17 protein-coding genes and 1 pseudogene are annotated in these 19029 nt (G+C 64.8%); 9 read left to right on the top strand and 9 right to left on the bottom strand.

Annotation, left to right across the window (positions count from 1 at the left end):
- Positions 1-180: 180 nt before the first annotated feature.
- From IU449_RS17635 to IU449_RS17625, 3 genes are read right to left on the bottom strand one after another with little or no spacing between them, the layout of a single operon-like run.
- Positions 181-1602: an NAD(P)(+) transhydrogenase (Re/Si-specific) subunit beta gene (locus tag IU449_RS17635; RefSeq protein WP_195003131.1), complete on the bottom strand. Its 1422-nt coding sequence runs from the start codon at positions 1600-1602 to the stop codon at positions 181-183.
- Positions 1603-1606: 4 nt separating this feature from the next.
- Positions 1607-1921, bottom strand: coding sequence for an NAD(P) transhydrogenase subunit alpha (locus tag IU449_RS17630; RefSeq protein WP_195003130.1), 315 nt, complete (start codon positions 1919-1921; stop codon positions 1607-1609).
- Positions 1921-3039 (bottom strand): Re/Si-specific NAD(P)(+) transhydrogenase subunit alpha, encoded by a 1119-nt coding sequence (locus tag IU449_RS17625; RefSeq protein WP_195003129.1) that lies wholly within the window; start codon positions 3037-3039, stop codon positions 1921-1923. The genes IU449_RS17630 and IU449_RS17625 overlap by 1 nt, the downstream gene beginning before the upstream one ends.
- A 229-nt stretch (positions 3040-3268) precedes the next feature.
- Between IU449_RS17625 and IU449_RS17620 the strand changes: the two genes are divergently transcribed.
- The 3 genes from IU449_RS17620 to IU449_RS17610 are packed head-to-tail and all read left to right on the top strand — an operon-like array spanning position 3269 to position 5236.
- Positions 3269-3709 carry an HIT family protein gene (locus IU449_RS17620; protein ID WP_195003128.1) on the top strand — a complete coding sequence of 147 codons (441 nt, stop codon included), beginning with the start codon at positions 3269-3271 and terminating at the stop codon, positions 3707-3709.
- Positions 3706-4587 carry a maleylpyruvate isomerase family mycothiol-dependent enzyme gene (locus tag IU449_RS17615; protein ID WP_228804803.1) on the top strand — a complete coding sequence of 294 codons (882 nt, stop codon included), beginning with the start codon at positions 3706-3708 and terminating at the stop codon, positions 4585-4587. Before IU449_RS17620 ends, IU449_RS17615 begins: the two co-directional genes overlap by 4 nt.
- A 10-nt stretch (positions 4588-4597) precedes the next feature.
- A complete protein-coding gene (locus IU449_RS17610) occupies positions 4598-5236 on the top strand; it encodes a Type 1 glutamine amidotransferase-like domain-containing protein (RefSeq protein WP_195003127.1) in 639 nt (212 codons plus the stop codon).
- Positions 5237-5338: 102 nt separating this feature from the next.
- On the opposite strand, the gene IU449_RS17605 is transcribed toward IU449_RS17610, so the two are convergent.
- Entirely contained in the window at positions 5339-5650 is a 312-nt protein-coding gene (locus IU449_RS17605) for a hypothetical protein (protein WP_195003126.1), read from the bottom strand.
- Positions 5651-5844: 194 nt separating this feature from the next.
- On the opposite strand from IU449_RS17605, the gene IU449_RS17600 reads away from it, so the two are divergent.
- The 3 genes from IU449_RS17600 (at position 5845) to IU449_RS17590 (ending at position 7965) form a co-directional block, all read left to right on the top strand.
- Positions 5845-7203, top strand: coding sequence for an FAD-binding oxidoreductase (locus IU449_RS17600; protein ID WP_195003125.1), 1359 nt, complete (start codon positions 5845-5847; stop codon positions 7201-7203).
- Between the two features lie 60 nt (positions 7204-7263).
- Complete coding sequence (locus IU449_RS17595) at positions 7264-7551, top strand: GNAT family N-acetyltransferase (protein WP_195003124.1); 288 nt, start codon at positions 7264-7266, stop codon at positions 7549-7551.
- Positions 7552-7638: 87 nt separating this feature from the next.
- A complete protein-coding gene (locus IU449_RS17590; protein ID WP_195003123.1) occupies positions 7639-7965 on the top strand; it encodes a hypothetical protein in 327 nt (108 codons plus the stop codon).
- A 47-nt stretch (positions 7966-8012) separates the two neighbouring features.
- On the opposite strand, the pseudogene IU449_RS29120 reads toward IU449_RS17590, so the two are convergent.
- Positions 8013-8081 (bottom strand): annotated as a pseudogene (locus IU449_RS29120) (hypothetical protein); the annotation flags it as partial.
- Positions 8082-8695: 614 nt separating this feature from the next.
- Here IU449_RS29120 and IU449_RS17585 point away from each other — a divergent pair.
- The gene (locus IU449_RS17585; RefSeq protein ID WP_195003122.1) at positions 8696-10096 is read left to right on the top strand and encodes a PIN-like domain-containing protein; all 1401 of its coding nucleotides are present in this window, start codon (positions 8696-8698) and stop codon (positions 10094-10096) included.
- A gap of 715 nt (positions 10097-10811) precedes the next feature.
- On the opposite strand, the gene IU449_RS17580 is transcribed toward IU449_RS17585, so the two are convergent.
- The 4 genes from IU449_RS17580 to IU449_RS29115 all read right to left on the bottom strand — a co-directional run bounded on the left by IU449_RS17580 (position 10812) and on the right by IU449_RS29115 (position 16368).
- A complete protein-coding gene (locus IU449_RS17580; protein WP_195003121.1) occupies positions 10812-11369 on the bottom strand; it encodes a hypothetical protein in 558 nt (185 codons plus the stop codon).
- Positions 11359-12642 carry a cytochrome P450 family protein gene (locus tag IU449_RS17575; RefSeq protein ID WP_195003120.1) on the bottom strand — a complete coding sequence of 428 codons (1284 nt, stop codon included), beginning with the start codon at positions 12640-12642 and terminating at the stop codon, positions 11359-11361. Before IU449_RS17575 ends, IU449_RS17580 begins: the two co-directional genes overlap by 11 nt.
- 17 nt (positions 12643-12659) lie before the next feature.
- A complete protein-coding gene (locus IU449_RS17570; protein ID WP_228804801.1) occupies positions 12660-14174 on the bottom strand; it encodes a cytochrome P450 in 1515 nt (504 codons plus the stop codon).
- Between the two features lie 547 nt (positions 14175-14721).
- Complete coding sequence (locus IU449_RS29115; RefSeq protein WP_228804799.1) at positions 14722-16368, bottom strand: radical SAM protein; 1647 nt, start codon at positions 16366-16368, stop codon at positions 14722-14724.
- 666 nt (positions 16369-17034) lie between these two features.
- Here IU449_RS29115 and IU449_RS17555 point away from each other — a divergent pair.
- Together IU449_RS17555 and IU449_RS17550 are read left to right on the top strand one after the other, a co-directional pair.
- On the top strand, positions 17035-17895 hold the full coding sequence (locus IU449_RS17555) for a DUF5919 domain-containing protein (protein ID WP_195003119.1): 861 nt from the start codon (positions 17035-17037) through the stop codon (positions 17893-17895).
- The gene (locus tag IU449_RS17550; RefSeq protein ID WP_195003118.1) at positions 17882-18691 is read left to right on the top strand and encodes an inositol monophosphatase family protein; all 810 of its coding nucleotides are present in this window, start codon (positions 17882-17884) and stop codon (positions 18689-18691) included. Before IU449_RS17555 ends, IU449_RS17550 begins: the two co-directional genes overlap by 14 nt.
- Positions 18692-19029: the final 338 nt, after the last annotated feature.

Below are 19029 nucleotides of genomic sequence, written 5' to 3'. Positions count from 1 at the left end.
TGTCCGCGCCGAGGTTTCGGCACCGCAGTTACCCGCAGGCAGAACAGCCGACGCGAGTCTGTCGGAGGCCGTGGACGTCATCGAGGAGCGCAAGCGCGCTCTGGGCGGATGAGCCCGGACAGCCGAAACCCCGGCCCGCCCCGATGATCGGGACGAACCGGGGTTCGCGGAACGGGATTTCTAGAGCGCCTTCAACTCCTCGGTGACCGCACTGACGGACTTCTTGGCGTCGCCGAACAGCATCGAGGTGTGGTCGGCGTAGAACAGCGGGTTGTCGATACCGGCGAAACCGGAGTTCATCGAGCGCTTGAGCACGATGACGCTCTTGGCCTGGTCGACATTGAGCACCGGCATGCCGTAGATCGGGCTGGACGCGTCCTCGCGAGCCGCGGGATTGGTGACGTCGTTGGCGCCGATCACCAAGGCGACGTCGGTGCGCGAGAACTCGCCGTTGACGTCGTCCATCTCCTTCATCGCGTCATAGGACACCTCGGCCTCGGCCAGCAGCACGTTCATGTGGCCGGGCATACGGCCGGCGACCGGGTGGATCGCGTACTTGACCTCCACGCCCTTGGCCTCCAGCAGCGCCGCCATCTCCTTGACCGCGTGCTGGGCCTGCGCCACCGCCATGCCGTAGCCGGGAACCACGATGACCTGGTTGGCGTAGGCCATCTGGATCGCGGCGTCGGCGGCCGAGGTGGCCTTGGCCTGCTTCTGCTCGCCGGAGCCGCCGCCGGCCGCGACCGCGCCGCCGCCGCCGAAGCCGCCCGCGACGATCGCCGGGATGGACCGGTTCATGGCCTTGGCCATCAGGTTGGTCAGGATGGTGCCGGACGCGCCGACGATCATGCCCGCCACGATCATGGCGGTGTTGTTCAGCGCCAGACCCGCCGCGGCCGCCGACAGACCGGTCAACGCGTTGAGTAGCGAGATGACCACGGGCATGTCCGCGCCGCCGATCGGCAGCACGACCATCAGGCCGAGCACGCCGGCGACCACCAGCAGCAGCACCATCCACCACCAGGCCGCGCCGCCGTCGCCGGCTTGGACGCCGATGACGACCGCGGCCGCGACGGAACCGACCGCCAGCAGCAGGTTCAGCGGCTGCTGCAGCTTGCCGACGCCGAGCGGGCGGCCGGGCAGGATCTCTTGCAGCTTGCCGAAGGCGATCAGCGAGCCCCAGAACGAGATCGAGCCGATGATCGCGGCGAACAGCGAGCCCACGATGATGTGGACGGTCGGCTCCTCGCCGTGCTTGAAGTTCGAGAAGCCGGTGGTGTCGAGGAATTCGGCCCACGCGATGAGCGCGACGGTGCCGCCGCCGACACCGTTGAACGCCGCGACCAACTGCGGCATCTCGGTCATCTTGGTGAACTTGGCGGGCGGCACACCCAGTGCGACACCGACCACCAGGCCCGCGATGATCAGGATCCAGTTGCCGGTGTCCCGGATGGAGATGAGGGTGGCCACGACGGCCAGACCCATACCGGCGGCGGCGATCCAGTTGCCGCGCACGGCGGTCTTCGGGCCGGTCAGGCCCATCAGACCGTAGATGAACATCGCGAAGGCGACGATATAGAGAATGTTGACCAGGTTGTCCATGGGTTTACTCGCCTGCCTTCTGGACGACCGGCTTCTTGCCCTTGAACATGCCGAGCATGCGGTCGGTCACGACGAAGCCGCCGACCACGTTCAGGGTGCCGAACACCAGGGCGACGAAAAGGATGATCTGGATGCCGATGGACGGGTCTTCCATCTTGCCCAGCACCACCAGCGCGCCGAGCACGACGATGCCGTGGATGGCGTTGGTGCCCGACATGAGCGGGGTGTGCAGGGTGTTGGGCACCTTCGAGATGACGGCGAAACCGACGAACCCGGACAGCACCAGGATCGCGATATTGGCCAGCAGTTCGGTATACATCAGGCGTCCACCTCACGTGTGACACAGGAATCGGCGAGCACCTGGTCGCCGAAATCCGGGGCGAGCTCGCCGTCGGACAGCATCAACTCCAGCAGGGCCGCGATGTTCTTCGAGTACAGCTCGCTGGCGTGCTCGGGCATGGTGGCGGGCAGGTTCAGCGGCGAGGCGATGGTGACGTCGTGCTTGACGACGGTCTTCCCCGGCTCGGTGAGCTCGCAGTTGCCGCCGGTCTCGCCCGCCAGGTCGACGATCACGCTGCCGGGCTTCATTCCCTCGACGGCGGCGGCGGTGACCAGACGCGGCGCGGGCCTGCCGGGTACCAGCGCGGTCGTGATGACCACGTCGAAACCCTTGATGGCGTTTTCGAGAGCTTGCTGCTGCTGGGCTTTCTCGTCCTCGGTGAGCTCGCGGGCGTAGCCGCCCTCACCGGCGGCGTCGATGCCGAGATCGAGCCACTGCGCACCGACCGAGCGGACCTGATCGGCGACCTCGGGACGCACGTCGTAGCCGGTGGTGCGCCCACCGAGACGCTTGGCCGTGGCCAGTGCCTGCAGACCCGCCACACCGACGCCGAGCACCAGCACGGTCGCCGGCTTCACGGTGCCCGCGGCGGTGGTCAGCATCGGGAAGAAGCGCGTCGACTCCGAGGCCGCCAGCAGCACGGCCTTGTATCCGGCCACGTTCGCCTGCGAGGACAGCGCGTCCATCACCTGCGCGCGCGAGATGCGCGGGATCGCTTCGACGGCGAAGGCTTGCACGCCCGCCGCTTTCAGCGCCTCGATCTGATTGTCGGCGTTGCGCGGGGCGAGGAAGCCGATCAGGGTCTGGCCCTTCGACAGTTTCGCCACCTCGGCGTCGCCCGGCGGTGCGACCTTCACCACGACATCGGCCGACCACGGGTCACCGATGACCGCGCCTGCGGCGACGAAAGCCTCGTCCGGAATGAGCGCTCCGTGTCCGGCGCCGGCCTCCACGATCACCTCCACCCCCTGCTTCACCAGGGAGGGAATGATCTTGGGCACCAATGCGACACGTCGTTCGCCCGCGTTGGTTTCGCGAACGACTCCGACACGCGCTCCGCGCGGGGACGAATCTCCCACGTTTTGCGTTGTCTCCACTTGTCAGACTTCCTGCTCGTGGTGGCCGGAACCACCTGATGACGGCCAGGCGAAGTTACCCACGAGTAACTTCGCCTGAAATCCTCGCAACCATACCCGGCCTGCGGTGAGCCTAGCTGAGATGCCCGTCACAGGGCGCTCCGAAGTCGCCCCGCCCCCACAGCGTTCACCGTCCGTTTCCTTGCGGCGGGACTGTCCCGGCGGGGCGGCACACCGTAGGGTCGCGGGTGTGAACGACTGCGTTTTCTGCGGCATCGTGGCCGGGACCGCGCCTGCCACCAAGGTCTACGAGGACCAGACCTTGGTCGCCTTCCTCGACATCCGGCCCATCACGCGCGGGCACACCCTTGTGGTCCCCAAACGACACGCCGCCGAACTGCCCGATCTCGATCCGGATCTGGGGGCGACGATGTTCCGCGCGGGCCATCGCCTGGCGCAGGCCGTGCGCCGCGGTGGACTGGCCGCCGACGGCGCGAATCTGGTGGTCAACGACGGCCGCGCCGCTTTCCAGACCGTCGATCACGTGCACCTGCACGTGATTCCGCGCCGCCGGGGCGACAAACTCGGCCTCGTCAAAGGACTGCTGCTGCGCAGACCGCACGATCCGGAATCCACCGCCGCCGCGATCCGGACGGGACTGGCAGCACTAGAGGAAGGAACCCAGCGTTGAGCGACTCCGCGAAAACGAGCGAGAACACGAACTCCACGATCGCCGATCCCACCCTGGACAAGGGCGAACTGACCGCACTGCTGTCCCAGCAGTGGCAGGCCATCGACGATCTGGTCGCCGGTCTCGACGAGTCCGCTTGGCGGACACCGTCGATCCTGCCGGGTTGGACGGTGTTCGACATCGTCGCCCATGTGGTCGGCACCGAGTCCTGGCTGCTGGGTGAGAAGCCGCCCCCGCACGATCCGGAGCGCCCGAAGACCGATGTGCACGACCTGCCCCACGTGCGCAACGAGACCGCCGTGCTCAACGAGATCTGGATCGACCGGCTGCGCTCGCTGTCCGGCACCCGCCTGCTCGCGCTCTACCGCGAGGTCACCGACCGTCGCCGGGCGGCACTGGCCGCCATGACCGACGCCGAATGGGCCGCCCCGACTATCTCGCCGATCGGCCAGGTCCCCTACGCCCGCTTCATGCGCGTGCGGTTGTTCGACTGCTGGTTGCACGAACTCGATATCGCCGATTCGCTCGGCGTGCGGGTCGCCGTGGGGGGTACGCGCGGCGAGCGGGCCTTCGTGGAGTTCGCGGGCTCGATCCCCCGCGTGGTCGCCAAGCTGGGCAAGGCACCCGCCGGGTCGCGGGTGGAGTTCGTGCTGACCGGCGAACTCGCGCGGGCCCTGCGGATAGAGGTCGCCGAGCGCGCCGGCTTCGTCGAGAGCTTCGCCGAGCCGCCCACGGTGCAGATCACCCTGGACTCCGGGCTTTTCGTGCGCCTGGGCGGTGGCCGGGTGGCTCTCGAGGATCATCTCGGCGAGATCGACTTCGCGGGCGAGGAGAAGCTCGGTTTGCAACTGGTCCGCAATCTGGCCTTCACGATCTGATCGGGCGGTCGTGCGCCTGTTCCTGGCTTCCTATCGGTTCGGCAGGCACGCCGACCGGCTGGCCCGGCTCGTCGGAGAGCCGGGCCGGGTGGCGGTGATCCCGAACGCCTGCGATGCCTGGCCCGCCGCCTGGCAGGCAGCGGTCACCAGCGACCTGGTCCCGCTGCGCCGCCACGGCTACGCGCCCGAGGTGCTGGATCTGCGCGACTACGCCGGGCGTCCGGAGGAGCTGGACGCGGCACTGCGCGGATTCCCGATGGTGTGGGTGCGCGGGGGCAATACCTTCGTGCTGCGGGCGCAATTCGCTCGCAGCGGCGCGGATCGGGTGCTGCCCGCACTGCTCGCCGAGGACGCCCTGGTCTACGCCGGGTACAGCGCGGGGGCCTGTCTGCTGACCCCGGATCTGCACGGCATCGAGTCGATCGACGATCCTGCCGAGGTGTCGCCGGCCTGTGGGGTGGAGCCGCAGTGGGACGGGCTCGGGCTCGTCGATCGGCGGATCGTGCCGCACGTGGATTCGCCGACCGATCCGGACGGCGCGAGCACCCGGCTGGCGGAGGAGTATCGAGCGGCCGGTGTCGCGCACTGGGCGTTGAACGACGACGAGGTCGTGGTGGTCGACGGGCCGTCGGTCGAGCTGTTGCGCTGAGCACCGTGCCGGATTCGGCCGCCCTCGGCTGGTTCGGCCACCCGCCTGCTCGCCGTTTCCGCTCGCGGTGGTCGATCTCGCGGTGGTCGACGCCGATGCGGATCAGCCGATCCGGCTCAGTGGCTCCGGGCGATCCAGCCCCGACCACGCCATCGACCAGCGGCGGCGGGTCACGTCGTCGGCGTCGGCGAGGAGCGCGCCGATCAGCGATTCCGGGTTCTCGCGCCAGCGCGCCACGATCCGCTCCAGGGCCTGCTTGTCGAACAGCCCGGATCCTTCCAGCGCCGCCGACCACCGGGTGAAATCTCCGCTGTGGATGCGCCGCAGAACTTCCAGATCGACTGCGGTGTCGTCGAATTCGTCGGCGAATGCCGCGGCCACGAGATCGTGGGCGTCCTGTCCTTCGGTGCGCATGGTCGAGCCCTCCCTCGGTGTTGTCTGCCATCAGCCCCGACCGCGAGCGGCCTCGCCGGTGAACGACCCTGCCTGCGACGCCCGCACCCGAACAGATTGTTGCCCGGACGCGAGGGAAAAACCACTCCGGGCGGCGAAATTCACGCTGCCGAAATCCACCCGGGATACCGCTCCGACCGGGGTAGCGTGACGGAGTGGATCTGCACGAGCTCGCGGCCGCGCTGTCCGAAGGCGCCCTGCACACCGATCGCGATCTGCTGGCAGCCTACCGGCAGGACTGGGCGAAGGACCCGGCTGCCGGGCAACCGCTGGCCCTGGTGCGCGCGCACGGCACCGCCGACGTGGTCGCCACCTTGCGCTGGGCGCACGAACACCGGGTTCCGGTGGTGCCGCGCGGTGCCGGCTCGGGCCTGTCCGGCGGGGCCACCGCGCTCGACGGCGGGCTGGTGCTGAGCACCGAGCGGATGCGCGAGATCACCGTCGACCCGGTGACCCGGACCGCCGTCGTGCAGCCCGGACTGCTCAATGCCGAGGTCAAGCGCGCGGTCGCCGACCACGGCCTGTGGTATCCGCCCGACCCGTCGTCCTTCGAGATCTGCTCGATCGGCGGCAACGCGGCCACCAACGCGGGTGGTCTGTGCTGCGTGAAGTACGGCGTCACCACCGACTACGTCCTCGGCATGGAGGTGGTGCTCGCCGACGGCACCCCGGTCCGGCTCGGCGGTCCGCGCCTGAAGGACTCCGCGGGCCTGTCGCTGACCAAGCTGTTCGTCGGCAGCGAGGGAACCCTCGGCGTCATCACGGAACTCACCTTGCGGCTGCTGCCCGCACAGCCTCGTCAGACCACCGTGGTCGCGAGCTTCGCCACGCTGGACTCGGCCACCGAAGCCATTCTCGCCATCACCGGCGAACTGCGACCGTCGATGCTGGAATTCATGGACCGGGTCGCCATCAACGCCGTCGAGGACGAATTGCGTATGGGCCTGGACCGCGCCGCCGCCGCGTTGCTGGTGGCCCGCTCCGACGCTCCCGGTGAATTCGCCGCCAGGGAAGCCGAGATCATGGCGCGGGCGTGCGAGAAAGCCGGCGCCTCGGAGGTTTTCCACACCGACGACCCGGCCGAAGGAGAGGCCTTCACCGCCGCCCGCCGCTACGCGATTCCGGCGGTGGAGAAGATCGGCCCGCTGCTGCTCGAAGACGTCGGCGTGCCCCTGCCCCGCCTCGGCGCGCTGGTCTCCGGCATCGCCGCCATCGCCGCCCGCAACGACGTCACCGTCTCGGTCATCGCCCACGCCGGTGACGGCAACACCCACCCCCTGATCGTTCACGATCCCGCCGACCCGGCGAACACAGCCCGCGCGCACCAGGCTTTCGGCGAGATCATGGACCTGGCCATCGCTCTCGGCGGCACGATCACCGGCGAACACGGCGTGGGCCGCCTGAAGAAGGCGTGGCTGCCCGACCAGGTCGGCCCCGAGGTCATCGCCCTGACCGCACGCATCAAGAACGCCCTCGACCCCCACGGCATCCTGAACCCCGGCGCCATCCTCTGATCACTCGCCCGCCGCCCGCCCCGGGGAACATCGTGCTCCGGCACGCGGTTGAATCCGACTATGACGACCAGGCTCGAGCACAACCCCGCCGACACGCGCTACGAGATCTACGTCGACGACACCCTCGCCGGGTACGCCGACTACGCCGAGCGTGAGGACACCAAGGTCCGCGACTTCAACCACACGGTCACCTTCCCCGAGTTCCGCGGCCAGGGCATCGCGGGCAAGGTCGTGGAGTTCGCCCTCGACGAGACCCGCACCGCCGGGTACACCGTGCTGCCGACCTGCTGGTACGTGGACAAGTACATCGCCGAGCACCAGGAATACGCCGATCTCCTGGCCAGGTGATCCCGGTCGGAGCAAGATCTGGGACGCGAATCGCCGACGTGCCCCCGCATTTCGTCGCTACCGGATCGGCACGGCAGGATGGCGGGCATGACGAACCCATCCACCACGGACATCTCGACCGACGCGGAAGATCAGATACGCGCCGGTGAGGAGTTGCTCAGCAACGGCGAAACCGAGCAATTGATCGAGTTCGCGGTGGAGACGATCGCCTTGGCGCGCATGCAGGGACGCCTCGACATCGCCGAGCAGGCGGGGGCGATCCTGCAGGAGCTGTCCGAACAGCATGCGGCAATCCAGCGGGCGCACGCGGATCTGGTGGGCGAGAACGAGAATCTGAAGGCCGCTCAGGAGATGCTCCGGGCAGCGGAGGCCGAGTATCGAGCCACTATGGAAGCGCTCGGCAAGAACGGATAGCGGCCAAGGACCATACGCCGCCCCTTGGCGTCGGCGAAGCCGGAGAACTACCCTTGCAGGGCGCGCGACATCACGACCCGCTGGATCTGGTTGGTGCCCTCGTAGATCTGGGTGATCTATCGGCCGGTTCCGACTGAACTGTGATGATGACAGAAATACTGCCCCTGAGCTGCTGGAATGCCTCTCAGGGGGGTTCTCATGCGTTCTGCGTGGTTTCTGGCACCTGACGGCCTGGAGACGGCCTGACTCGTGCGCTCGGCCGTCTGCTCCGGAGGCAGGTAAGCCCCTGTCCCGGCTGTATCGGGCTGGTCGGTGAGCTGTGACGACTCGATGATCCGGTCCGCCTCGAGCCGGGTCCGTCCGCCGCTGTTGTGTCACTTCTGTGTCATCGGTGCGGCGGACTGGACCGCGGCCTGGCCCTGCTGGGTGGTGGCTTGCGCCTGACGGCGGGCTGGCTGTGCCTGCCTGCCCCTCACAGGGCCCGCCCTTCTCGGGTAGAGGCTCCGGGGTCAAGAGTGGGCGCTGCCCATCCCGTCGGGACGCGCAGCGCTCTTGAGGCCGGAGGGGAGCGGGAACACAATGCAGGCCACCACTCAGCGGGGCTACGCGGCCGGAGGCCGTGCAGCAGTGCAACGTCGGAGTAACCTTAGTTGAGCCTTCTACGCGTCGAAGAGCCCGTCCTCAGTTCAGATGACATCAAAGTTGGCTGAACTAATGTATTATCCGTCCCATGATTCGGCGACCAACTCAGAGCAAATTCAAAGTGGCGCACTTAATTAACGATTACTTGCCGTGGGCTCGTCCGACGAAGCAGGACAGTAGTGCATACTTCCGCGAAGCTCTGATCGTTTTTGACGCCAATGCCCTCCTGGATCTATATCGAGTTTCCGACTCAACGCGTGACGAGATTCTTAATAATCTAGAAAAAATCCACACCGACCTATGGATACCGCATCAGGTCGCCTTGGAGTTCAACAGGAACAGAAGAGAGGCCGTGTACGGCCGCAAGGCGGTATATTCCCAACATAGGAGTGCGCTTAAAAAGGCCGAGTCGGACGCGATCGCGACACTTGATCGAGCTCTGTCGAGTTTTACCAAGTTGCGTGAGAAGAATCGATCCGCAAGGGAGTGGTCTCCTGCCGAAGCAGGCATTGGCCTAGACGCCCTGACGGCCAAGATAAAAGGCATTCTTGCGCCTGCTCTTTCCGAGTTGGATGCCCTTGAGGGGGAGATCGGAATAGGCCCGAAAGACTTGGACTCGGATCCGGTTCACCTCCGCTTGGCTGCTCTATTCACCGGCCGGATTGGGCTACCTTACTCTCCGGAGAAGCTGCGAACGCACGTCGAGTACGCCATGAATTTCCGATACCCGAACAACATTCCACCCGGTTTTGCGGACGTGTCGGATAAAGACACAGACCTCCGCCGATCAGGTGACTACCTGGTTTGGCGACAGTTACTCGACTATGCTGCAACACGCCCGGTAGAAAAGGGAGATCGGATCATGTTTGTCACCAGTGATGTTAAAGAAGACTGGTGGGTTCTGGATTCGAGCAAGAAGCCGGTGGAGCCACATCCCGAGTTGCTGCAGGAAATCTATGAAGAGACCGGGCACTCGATCCGTATCGTGACACTCACCCAGTTCCTTGAGGGCATACGCGAACACCTTAATTCCGCCATCTCGGATGAAGCGATCTCCGAAATTCAGGAGCAGGAAGTGGACAGCGATGAGATAGTTTTGAATGCTCATTCGACAATGCACGATTTAGCTCGCGTCGGCCCTGGAATGTTCCCCTATGTTGCGGAGACCATTCTGGGCACCCTTGGGCTGCAGTCCTTCCTGGACCCGAAGCTTATCCCCCGAAATTTCGGCCTGGATACAATTGCACGCGATTCTTCAGGACGGGTGGTCGGGGTAGTGCTGATGCCGTCCGGGGGAGACCCTGGAAAACTCGTGCGCGGTCTCCGCGCCATTCTAAACGCCAACAAAACTATCGACGGCATCATCGTGATAGCTCCAACGCGAATCTCCAGACGCCCATGGTCACCATCGGATGATCGTATAAATATCATCGACGGCGCCGATATTCTGCGGATTCTGCAAGATTTCGATGTTGAGATTCATATCTGAGGCGCGAACGGGCTTGCAGGGCTGATCGGAGACTACGGGCGGTGCTATCCCGCGGGGCCCGGCAAGTGGTACATGTGGCAAGCGAGCGAAGCTCGTGCGGCAGCCCATGAAAGCCTTGGAGCGGAAGGCTGGCGGTTAGAGCTGGAAGGGATCTGCGTTTCCGGTGGTGCGGTGTGCCGCCGACGCGACCTACCCGCCGCGGCGACCGTGCTGTTTGGGAGCCGCGCTGCGCATCGTAGCGCCCCGGCGGCGCGCAGCGCCGCCGGGGCGCCTTGACTTCATATGGCGAGTTTCGGCAACTACTCACGTAGCGGTTGGTCGTGGATCAACTGATGCTCTACACGTTGGCTGCGGCTGAAGGTGGCCGCCGTTGGTCGCAGGGGTTTGATTACCCGGACGTGGTCGTTCTGGAGAGCCTCCGGGCCGGCTCGGAACCCGGCGCGCAACAGCGCTGCGGCTGGTCAGGGGTTGGTTTCAGTCGGTGGTGATCGCGGTGGTGGGTCGGTGTTTGGTTTCCTCGGCGGGTTGATTCCAGTGAACTGATCGCCGCCGTTAGTTGGTGTGGCGGCGTGTTTGACCGCAGTCGGCCTTGGAGAGGCTGGTGAGTCGGGCCACCATGGCCAGACAGCGGTTGAGATTGCTGCCTGAACGTCCGCTGACTGACAGAAAGCCGGCCGCTCACGCTCCTGCACCCTTACCGTGTCGTCCTGCCAGGTCAGGGATTGGGGTTCCAGCCCCGAACCTGGGGAATGACGGCTCGGGGCACGACCAGCGTGGCTGCCAGGGTAAGGGCTTTGGTCGCTGTCCCGAAGTGTTCGATGCTCGGGGCCAGGATCGTGGTGGCGCGGATCTTGTGGGCGCTGTCGATGATGAGCGTGGTGGGCATGAAGGTGTCTTCGTCGATGTCGAGAACCTGGGTGATGGTGCAGCCGTGCGCCACGGCGAGTTCGACGAGTGTGTGGCGGTCGGTGTCGGGTGCGGTGCTGACGGTGAGGTTCAGCAGTCCGAGAGCGATGGGTGCCCATGCGTTTCCTTCGATCCGGCCGCGTTCGCGGAAGTACTGGTAGTCGTTCCTGCTCACCAGGAGGGCGGCGAGCTTGGTGGAGCAGTGCCACGCACAGCCACCGTGGAGCTGCAGCGCGTTCGCGGCGTGTTCGGGTGATCGTGTGGGCCAGTGCGGGTTGTCGTGGCGGCGCTCGTCGGCGGCGGTGCGGAGGCTGGGTGCCCGTTCGAGCGGGACGACGGCGCAGATCGGCGGAGTGTCAGCGGCCACGGTGGGGCCCTCCCGGGTCGCGCGGTCGGTCCAGATACGCGGGCAGGGACTGGTGTCCGTGGGATACGAAACTGGGCAGCGGCCGCAATTCCCCCGGCTCGACAGCGAGTGTCAGATCGGGAAACCGCCCGAACAAGGCGGGTAGTGCTTCGATGGCCTCCAGCCGGGCCAAGGGTGCGCCGAGGCAGTAGTGCGGCCCGTACCCGAAGGACAGATGCTCGGTGTTCGGGCGAGCCGGGTCGAAGACGTCGGGATGCGGGCCGTGCAGGTGCGGGTCACGGTTAGCGGCGGCGAAGCAGGCGAGGATCGCGTCCCCGGCTTGGATCCGCTGGCCCGCGATGTCGATATCGGTGACCGCATAGCGCAGCGGCAGATTCGGCACCGGCGGCGCGTACCGCAAGCACTCTTCGATCAGCTGCGACCACGTCACAGCACCGACGCGCAGTTGCGCCAGTAGCTCAGGCCGGGTCAACACCTGATGGATGGCCCGGTCGATCAGGTTGACGGTGGTCTCGTAGCCGGCGCTGATCACCAGCAACAGCGTGTGGACGAGTTCTTCTTCGCTGAGCCGGTCGGCGTGGGCGTCGCGGTGGCTGATGAGCAGGCTGGTCATGTCCGCACCGGGCTCGATGCGGCGGCGCGCCACCAACAGGGTCAGGGTGTCGACCAGCTCGGTGAAGGTGGTCGACGGGTCGCGGCGCGGGCTGGTGGAGAAGATCTCGGCGACACACACCCGCAGTCGTGGCTGGAGGTCGGCGGGCACGCCCATCAGGGCGGTGATCACCCGCAAGGGCACTTGGGTGGCGTAGTCCTCGCGCAGGTCGATCACCGTCCCGTCGGGTCGGGCGGCGAGATCGTCGAGCAGCCTGCGGATGATCATCTTGATCTGCGGGCGCAAGGCGAAGACGCGGCGGGCGGTGAAGGCGGGCCCGACGAGTTTGCGCAGACGGTGGTGGTCTTTGCCGTGGGCGGTGAACATGTTGCGCACCGACACCCATGTGATCAACGGCCAGTCCGGGGGCACCTCACCGGAGCGGAATGCGGGCCAATGCTGGTGGGCGTCTTTGGAGACTCGCCAGTCGGTGAACAGTTGCCTGAGCACCTCGGGGTCGGTGACCGCCCAGGCGTGGATATCGCCGGGCAGCACCACCCGGACCAACGGCCCTCGGTCACGCAGGGCGATGGCCTCGCCGGGGATGTCGGTGCCGGTGACATCCAACACGACAGGAGCAGCAGCGGGAGAAGAGGCGGGGGCGGAATGTATATCGGTCATGAGGGATTGCCTGACTTTCAGCGGGCGGCCGGAACGGACAATGACGCAACGGGAGCGAAAACGACAGGAAGCGCTTCCAAGGACCGATGGAACGGGCCCGGCCGCCAGCGCAGCCGGTCCGCGGGCACTGCCAGTTCGATCTCGGGCAGGACGTCGAGGAGCTGATCGATCGCGTCACCGGCGATCAGCTCGGCCAGCGCCCGTGCGGGGCAGCGGTGCGGACCCGCACCGAAGCCCAGATGGGACTCGTTGCCGAAGATGTTGCCGCCCATCACGGCCGGGTCGTTGTTGGCCGCGGCCAGGCTGATCACGATCGGCTGATGCGCCGGCAGCCAGGTGCCGCCGACGAGTTGCGGTTGGCGCGGGTAGGACATGCAGAAGTTCGCCAACGGCGGATCACGGAACAACACATGGTTCAGCGCGTCACGGGTTGAGACCTCGCCCGCGACGACCCGGCCCCCGAAGTCCGGGCGGCTCGTCATCAACGACACCGTGTTGACGATCAGATTCGTCAACGGCTCACTCGCCGCCGCATACAGGGTGAACAGCTGGTGGACCAGTTCCGCATCGTCCAGACCGGCCGGATGCGCGAGCAGCCAGGACGTGATGTCCTCCCCCGGCCGAGCACGTTTGCGGGCGACGAGTTCACCCAACGCCGCTACCGCCAGCCGGTTCCCCCTCACCGCATCGGTGGTGGTGTCGAACATCGTCGCCATACCGGCGGCAGCCCGCTCGCTGATGTCGGGGTCGCACCCGATCAGCTCGCCGATCACCTCGAAGACCAGCGGGCGCGCGTAGTCGCCGAGCAGATCGGCGCGGCCCGCACTGCTGAACCCGCCGATCAACCGCACGGCACTGCGCTCGACGACATCGTGCAGAGCGGTCAGATCCACGCGCCCCAGAGCGGCTACGTTGGCTGCGCGATATCGCGCATGTTCGATGCCGCTGCTGCGCAGTGCATTCGGGCGCTTCTCCATCATCGGCAGAACGGGGCAGCCCCGGGGAACATCACGCTGCCAGGAACTGGGGTCGGCGGGGAAGTGCTCGGCATCGTTGAGAATTTTCAGTGCGGTCCAGTAGCCGATTACCAACGTCGCTGGAACTCCGGGAGCCAGCCAGACCGGTACCAGTGGCCCGAATTGTGCTCGCATCCGGGTGTATGCGGCGTGCGGGTCGGAGGCGAATTGGTCGGTGTAGAGCGGTACACGCGACGCGTTGTCGACATCCGGTGGTGAGCCACGACCGACGGGGCATTTGCTGGGGGCAGCGCGATCGAGGTGCCTGGTGGACGAGTACGCGGTCGGCGGCTTTTCGCCGAATTGGGTGGTCGTGCGGTCGACCTGTCCGACACACACCCGGGCATCAGTCCGACCGCCGAGGTCGAACGAATTTCCCTTTGCGTCACGGTAATTGTTGGGCTGCAATGGGATCGGCGCGGCCGACTTCCGGGTACCGGCGAGAAACGGCACGAACACGCCGAACGCTGTCAGCGGGAGGACCGCCAGGAACAGATACATTTCGTACACAGGCATCTCAGATCCTCTGGACACAAGAGAGTTGGGAAGTACGCTGCGAATTTCTGCGCGACAAATAGCCCCGTTGCGCACGGAGCACAGGCGCGGTGTTGAAGTCGGCGAGCACGGCTCGATCAACGCGGCCTGTGGCCGGTATCCGTGGGCCGAATCAGTACGAGGCCGACGTGGCGGCGGCCGGTTTGGTCGAGGCCGACTGGTGTATCAGCAGCCGACCGAGACGTTCATTTCGAGGTGATCGATGTCGGCGGTACCCGGAATCGGTAGCACCACCGGCGACTGCCGAAGTAGCCACGGAGAGGGCGCCAGGACTGGGCAACTTCATTGACAGGCTGATCAAGGTGCGGAAACTATTCACTGAGGCCCTCTTTGACGACCTTTCCAACAACGAGACCCCTGGCTTCGACGTGCAGTTGCTCGACAGGACCAGGTCCAGGCCCGCAGAGCGAGATCGGTGACGCCTTGGTCGAAGGGCGGATACCCGACGCGGAATAGGACACGGCGACAGGGCATCCGCATCGGTCAGTGATCGCCGGCTGACGCGAGGTCAGAACCGCAGTTCTCGAATCGTGTTCAGGTCGATCCCGTGGCGAGCGTAGATCTTGATCGTGTTCTCACCGGTGAGATCGGCTTCGTGGTAGCCGAGAAGTTCGGCGACACGGATCACGTCGGCCTTGGTGGGGGCCTCGATCTCGAGGTAGGGCGGGATGCGGGGCCAGGTGTCGAGTTCGAGTTCCGCGCCGTCGAGGGTAAAGCTGACTCGTTTGGTCTCCTGGTAGGACTTCGCCGAGAAGCCGAGCATCACCAGCAGGGCGTTGGTGGTGGCGAAGTCGTCGACGGTCACTTCGACCTCGTGGGTGCCGTCGATGGCGTCGCTGGTGATCTCTTTGACGGCAAGGGTGGTGCGGTTCCCGTCGTCGCGGAGTCTGATCCATTTCCCCTCGACGCCAGGAGTGATGTCGTAGACGTGGCGGCGCATCAACCGTTCCCCGAGTTTGCGGCCTCCCTTGTCCAGGATGCGACATTCGATGGTTGCGGGGTCGACGTCGAGGACTTTCGCTTCGTGCTCGATCGGCACAGGTGCTCCTTGTGGGTTGACGTTGGCGTGAGGCTGTCCGACGCGGCAGGTTGTGAGCCGGGCGTATTCGTGTTCTCGCAGTGCGAGGACTTCGGCGCGTAGGGGGCTGGTCAGGAACTCGTCCAAGGGTAGGCACAGGTCCATGCGCTGGATGCAGACACCGACTTGCCAGGTGCCGGTTCTGTCGTAGTAGAGACGGACCCCGTAGAACCCTTCCTCGCAGTCGGTTCGGTTGTTGAACCGGCATCCAGCGCAGGTGTGCGGCAATCGGACGGGACGGATGTGTTTGAAGAAGATGCGCCGTCCGTCGGGCAACCGGTAGGCGGTGCGGGAGTTGGAGCCTCCGGCGGTGATGTAGTGCGCTTCGGCGACGGCTTCCCGGTCAGCGAGGATGCGTTCGATCGCCTGACGGGAAGTGTCACCGCGGTCGAGCGACATGAGCAGCCGCACTGTCAGATTCGGCGAGAACTCATCGAGCAGCCGGTGTACTCGTGGGGCATGCGTGTGGTCGGGGACAACGATGTTGGCACTGGCCTTGACGCCGTGTGTCTCGCAGGCGGAGATCGACCGTGTGAGTGCATCGATCTTGCGCTGGGCCAGGGAGGGATTCCGAAAGCGGGTGTGCTGGACTTCAGCGAGTTCGGATGCGGTGGTGCCGAAAATGGAGAAGTTCACCCGGTCCAGCCCTACGGCAGCGCAATCGGGGATGACGCGTTCGCCGCGTTCACCGTTGGAAGTCATGCCGACGCGGAACCCCGCATCGACGGCGATCTTCGTCAGGGTGGCGACGGCTGGGTGCAAGGTCGGCTCGCCGCCGGTCAGGTGCAACTCTGTGAGTTCGAGGGCCGCCCCTAGTGTGGTGAGTGCGTGGGCGAAGTTGTCGGTGGCAGGGACCGGCGCGGGCAGGAATGCCGCACCGTTGGTGAGGGCGTAGATCGACATGCGTCCGCTGGGACCGGTCGCGAGGAAGTCACCGGCCCCACGGTCGCGGTTGTCGGCGGCGACGGGTGTCCCCTCGTTGTGACAGAAGGTGCAGGTCAGGCCACATGCGTCATGGATCTTGACGCGCAGAGTGGTGTCTCTGTCGACGTGGACAGGGATTTCCGCACGGGACATGGCCGTGCTCCCTTCGTTGAGTTTGTCAATGGTGCCGGTAGTGGCCCGGAGGGGCGGTGACCTTCGGCTCACTACCCGTCGTGGGCGGTCAGTTGGTGGCGGGGCCGGCGTGTGCCCGGTCCATTTCGGCGCGGATTTTGCGCCCCGAAGCAACCGAGCATGATCTCGGCGCCGATCGGCCGACGCGATCTGTGATCCGGCCGATGCCGGGATCCACAACGGCGTCCAGTCCGCACACCAACTGGTGGAACTCACGCCGGGATTTCGGTGAATCAAGAGCCACCACAGCCGGATTGACGACTCCACCGCCTCGCGATGTGATGGTCACCGGGGCCGGACGATGACCCAACCCGCCCCAGGGACGGCTTGTCGGCCCGGGAACGAACAGCGGATGCGACTCTCTCCAAGACTTCGGCGCGCCGCGGCTGTCCCGCATGCGTTCCTCCTTATAGCCGGTGTATCAGTGGGTTTCGCGGACAAATCGGCTTGGTCGTTCAACTTCGGCCGGGTCTGCGCCATATCGCTGACAACCTTGTCGCCTCGCGCGGTATCACCGCGCCGCCAGGCGTGTCTTATCTGCACGCTTCGAGGTCCGATCTGGTGTCTTCTATGGCTCATCACAGATACAATCGGCCGAATAGGGCACATGATGACGAGGGGTACGACATGGGAACAGTGCTCAAGGCTCTACTTCAGCAGCAACACCTTCAGACAGTTTCCGCATTCAATCGTGAATATGACGCAATAGCGACGAAGATCGCCCCCGAGTCCGTCGGAGTCGGACCGAAGAAAGCGCAGTTCTATCGATGGCTTTCAGGAAATATTTCCACTATTCCATACCCGCACCATTGTCGAATACTTCAGAATATGTTTCCCGGATGGACGGTTGCGGAACTGTTTTCGACTTACAAGGAGGGCATGGATTTATCGGATCGAAGACGGGCCGTCGTGCGGCCGACCGAGGTGCGCGCCGACGCAATGTCGGACATCGAACGCGTATTCGCCAGACGAGGCGACTTCTTGAGAGTTAATCCTCCGCAGGAAATGTTTCGGGACGCCAGAACGATTGATCTGGTAGGGCTGTCTCTGAATATCCTGTGCCAGCAGTGTTCGGATAGCGAAGTGCTGCGCTTGATGCAGGAAGGGACAAAAATGCGATGCCTGTTCCTCGACCCGGAGGGGTTGAACATCGCCGAGCGGGAACGGGAGGAAGGCCACGCACGTAGAGCGCTGGTCAACCTGACGAAGCTGAACATCCGTATGCTGCAACGAGTCCGGTCGAACTGGACAGAGGAAATGTGCGGGCGGATCGAAATCCGCGTCTACGATGCACCGGTCCGATTCAACATTTGTATAGTGAACTCAGAAATTTGCATAATGCAGCCATACTTGCCATTCGACCGCGGCCTGGAGTCACCGACGTTCGTATCGAAGCGAAGTGAACGCGAAGGCACCTTTCAGACCTTCGCCACAGTATTTGAAGAAATGTGGACCAAGGGAACGGAGCCCGTGGGTGAATATCACTAGGGAATCATTGCTCGAATCGGCACGTCGTGCGGTGAAGAGCGGAGTTTCCATAGTCGATTCGGCCGCCGTCGGATCGGTAACGACGAAAGGAGACCGAGATTTCGTAACCGATATCGACATCAGAGTGCAAGAACATATCCGACGGTTGCTGAGTGCTGAAACTCCACACATTGCATTTCTCGGCGAAGAGGGCGGCCAAGCCGGTCGAGATCATGACCCATTCTGGGCACTCGATCCCATAGACGGCACTTCGAACTTCATTCACGGCATCCCGCTCTTCGGGATATCACTCGCACTGTTCGAAGGCAACGAGCCGACCATTGGCGTTATCGCAATGCCCGCATTACGCATCGAGTACTACGCGGCAATCGGAATGGGCGCCTTCAGAAACGGTAATTTGATCCGAGTAGGTAATGCGTCGAAACTTTCCGAGTCAATAGTTTCCATGGGAGACTATGCGGTCGGGAACGCTGCTGTGGAGCGAAACCGCCCGAGACTGTCACTGACCGGGCTGTTGGCTTCCCGGGCGGAGCGGATCAGGATGTTCGGGTCCGCCGCCTTCGATCTTGCCTGCGTAGCCGATGGCAGCACTGACGGGTGCGTGATTTTGTCGAACAATCCTTGGGATATCGCTGCGGGCACGGTCATCGTGCGTGAAAGTGGTGGATCTGTGTATGACTCGGACGGGAGTACGCATGACATCCGTTCACGGCACACCATTGCCGGAAACGGGGTAACGGCAAAGGAACTCGTGGCGTTGGTGCAGAAAGCACACTCCGAGTCGACAGTCTACTGAGGGGCCGGAGACTTCTCGGACAGCGAAATTTTGGTCATCTCGCGCTGTCTGATTCCGATCGAACCATTCCGACTCCACTTCGTTCGGTGTGACACCGCTACGCTGGTCACGAGGTCTCCGGCTCTGATTCAGGTTTGCTTGGTCGCTAACCCGAACTACCGGAGACCTCACACATATGCCAACGCAGACAACAGCTTCGACCACAAGCAGCGATGGGGTGGCACCGCTGAGCGGTACCACCCCATCAACTCACTTCGACACACGCCCTAGTCGAAATGTGGCCCTTCCCTACGCACACACACGCATCTGGTGCCGTCGAGCTTCGAGCGTGCGCGGAC

It is taken from the genome of Nocardia higoensis, assembly GCF_015477835.1.
In the GTDB taxonomy this organism is placed as follows: domain Bacteria; phylum Actinomycetota; class Actinomycetes; order Mycobacteriales; family Mycobacteriaceae; genus Nocardia; species Nocardia higoensis_A.
The sequence above is the reverse complement of the archived record's forward strand: the minus strand, read 5'-3'. Positions and strand labels throughout refer to the sequence as shown.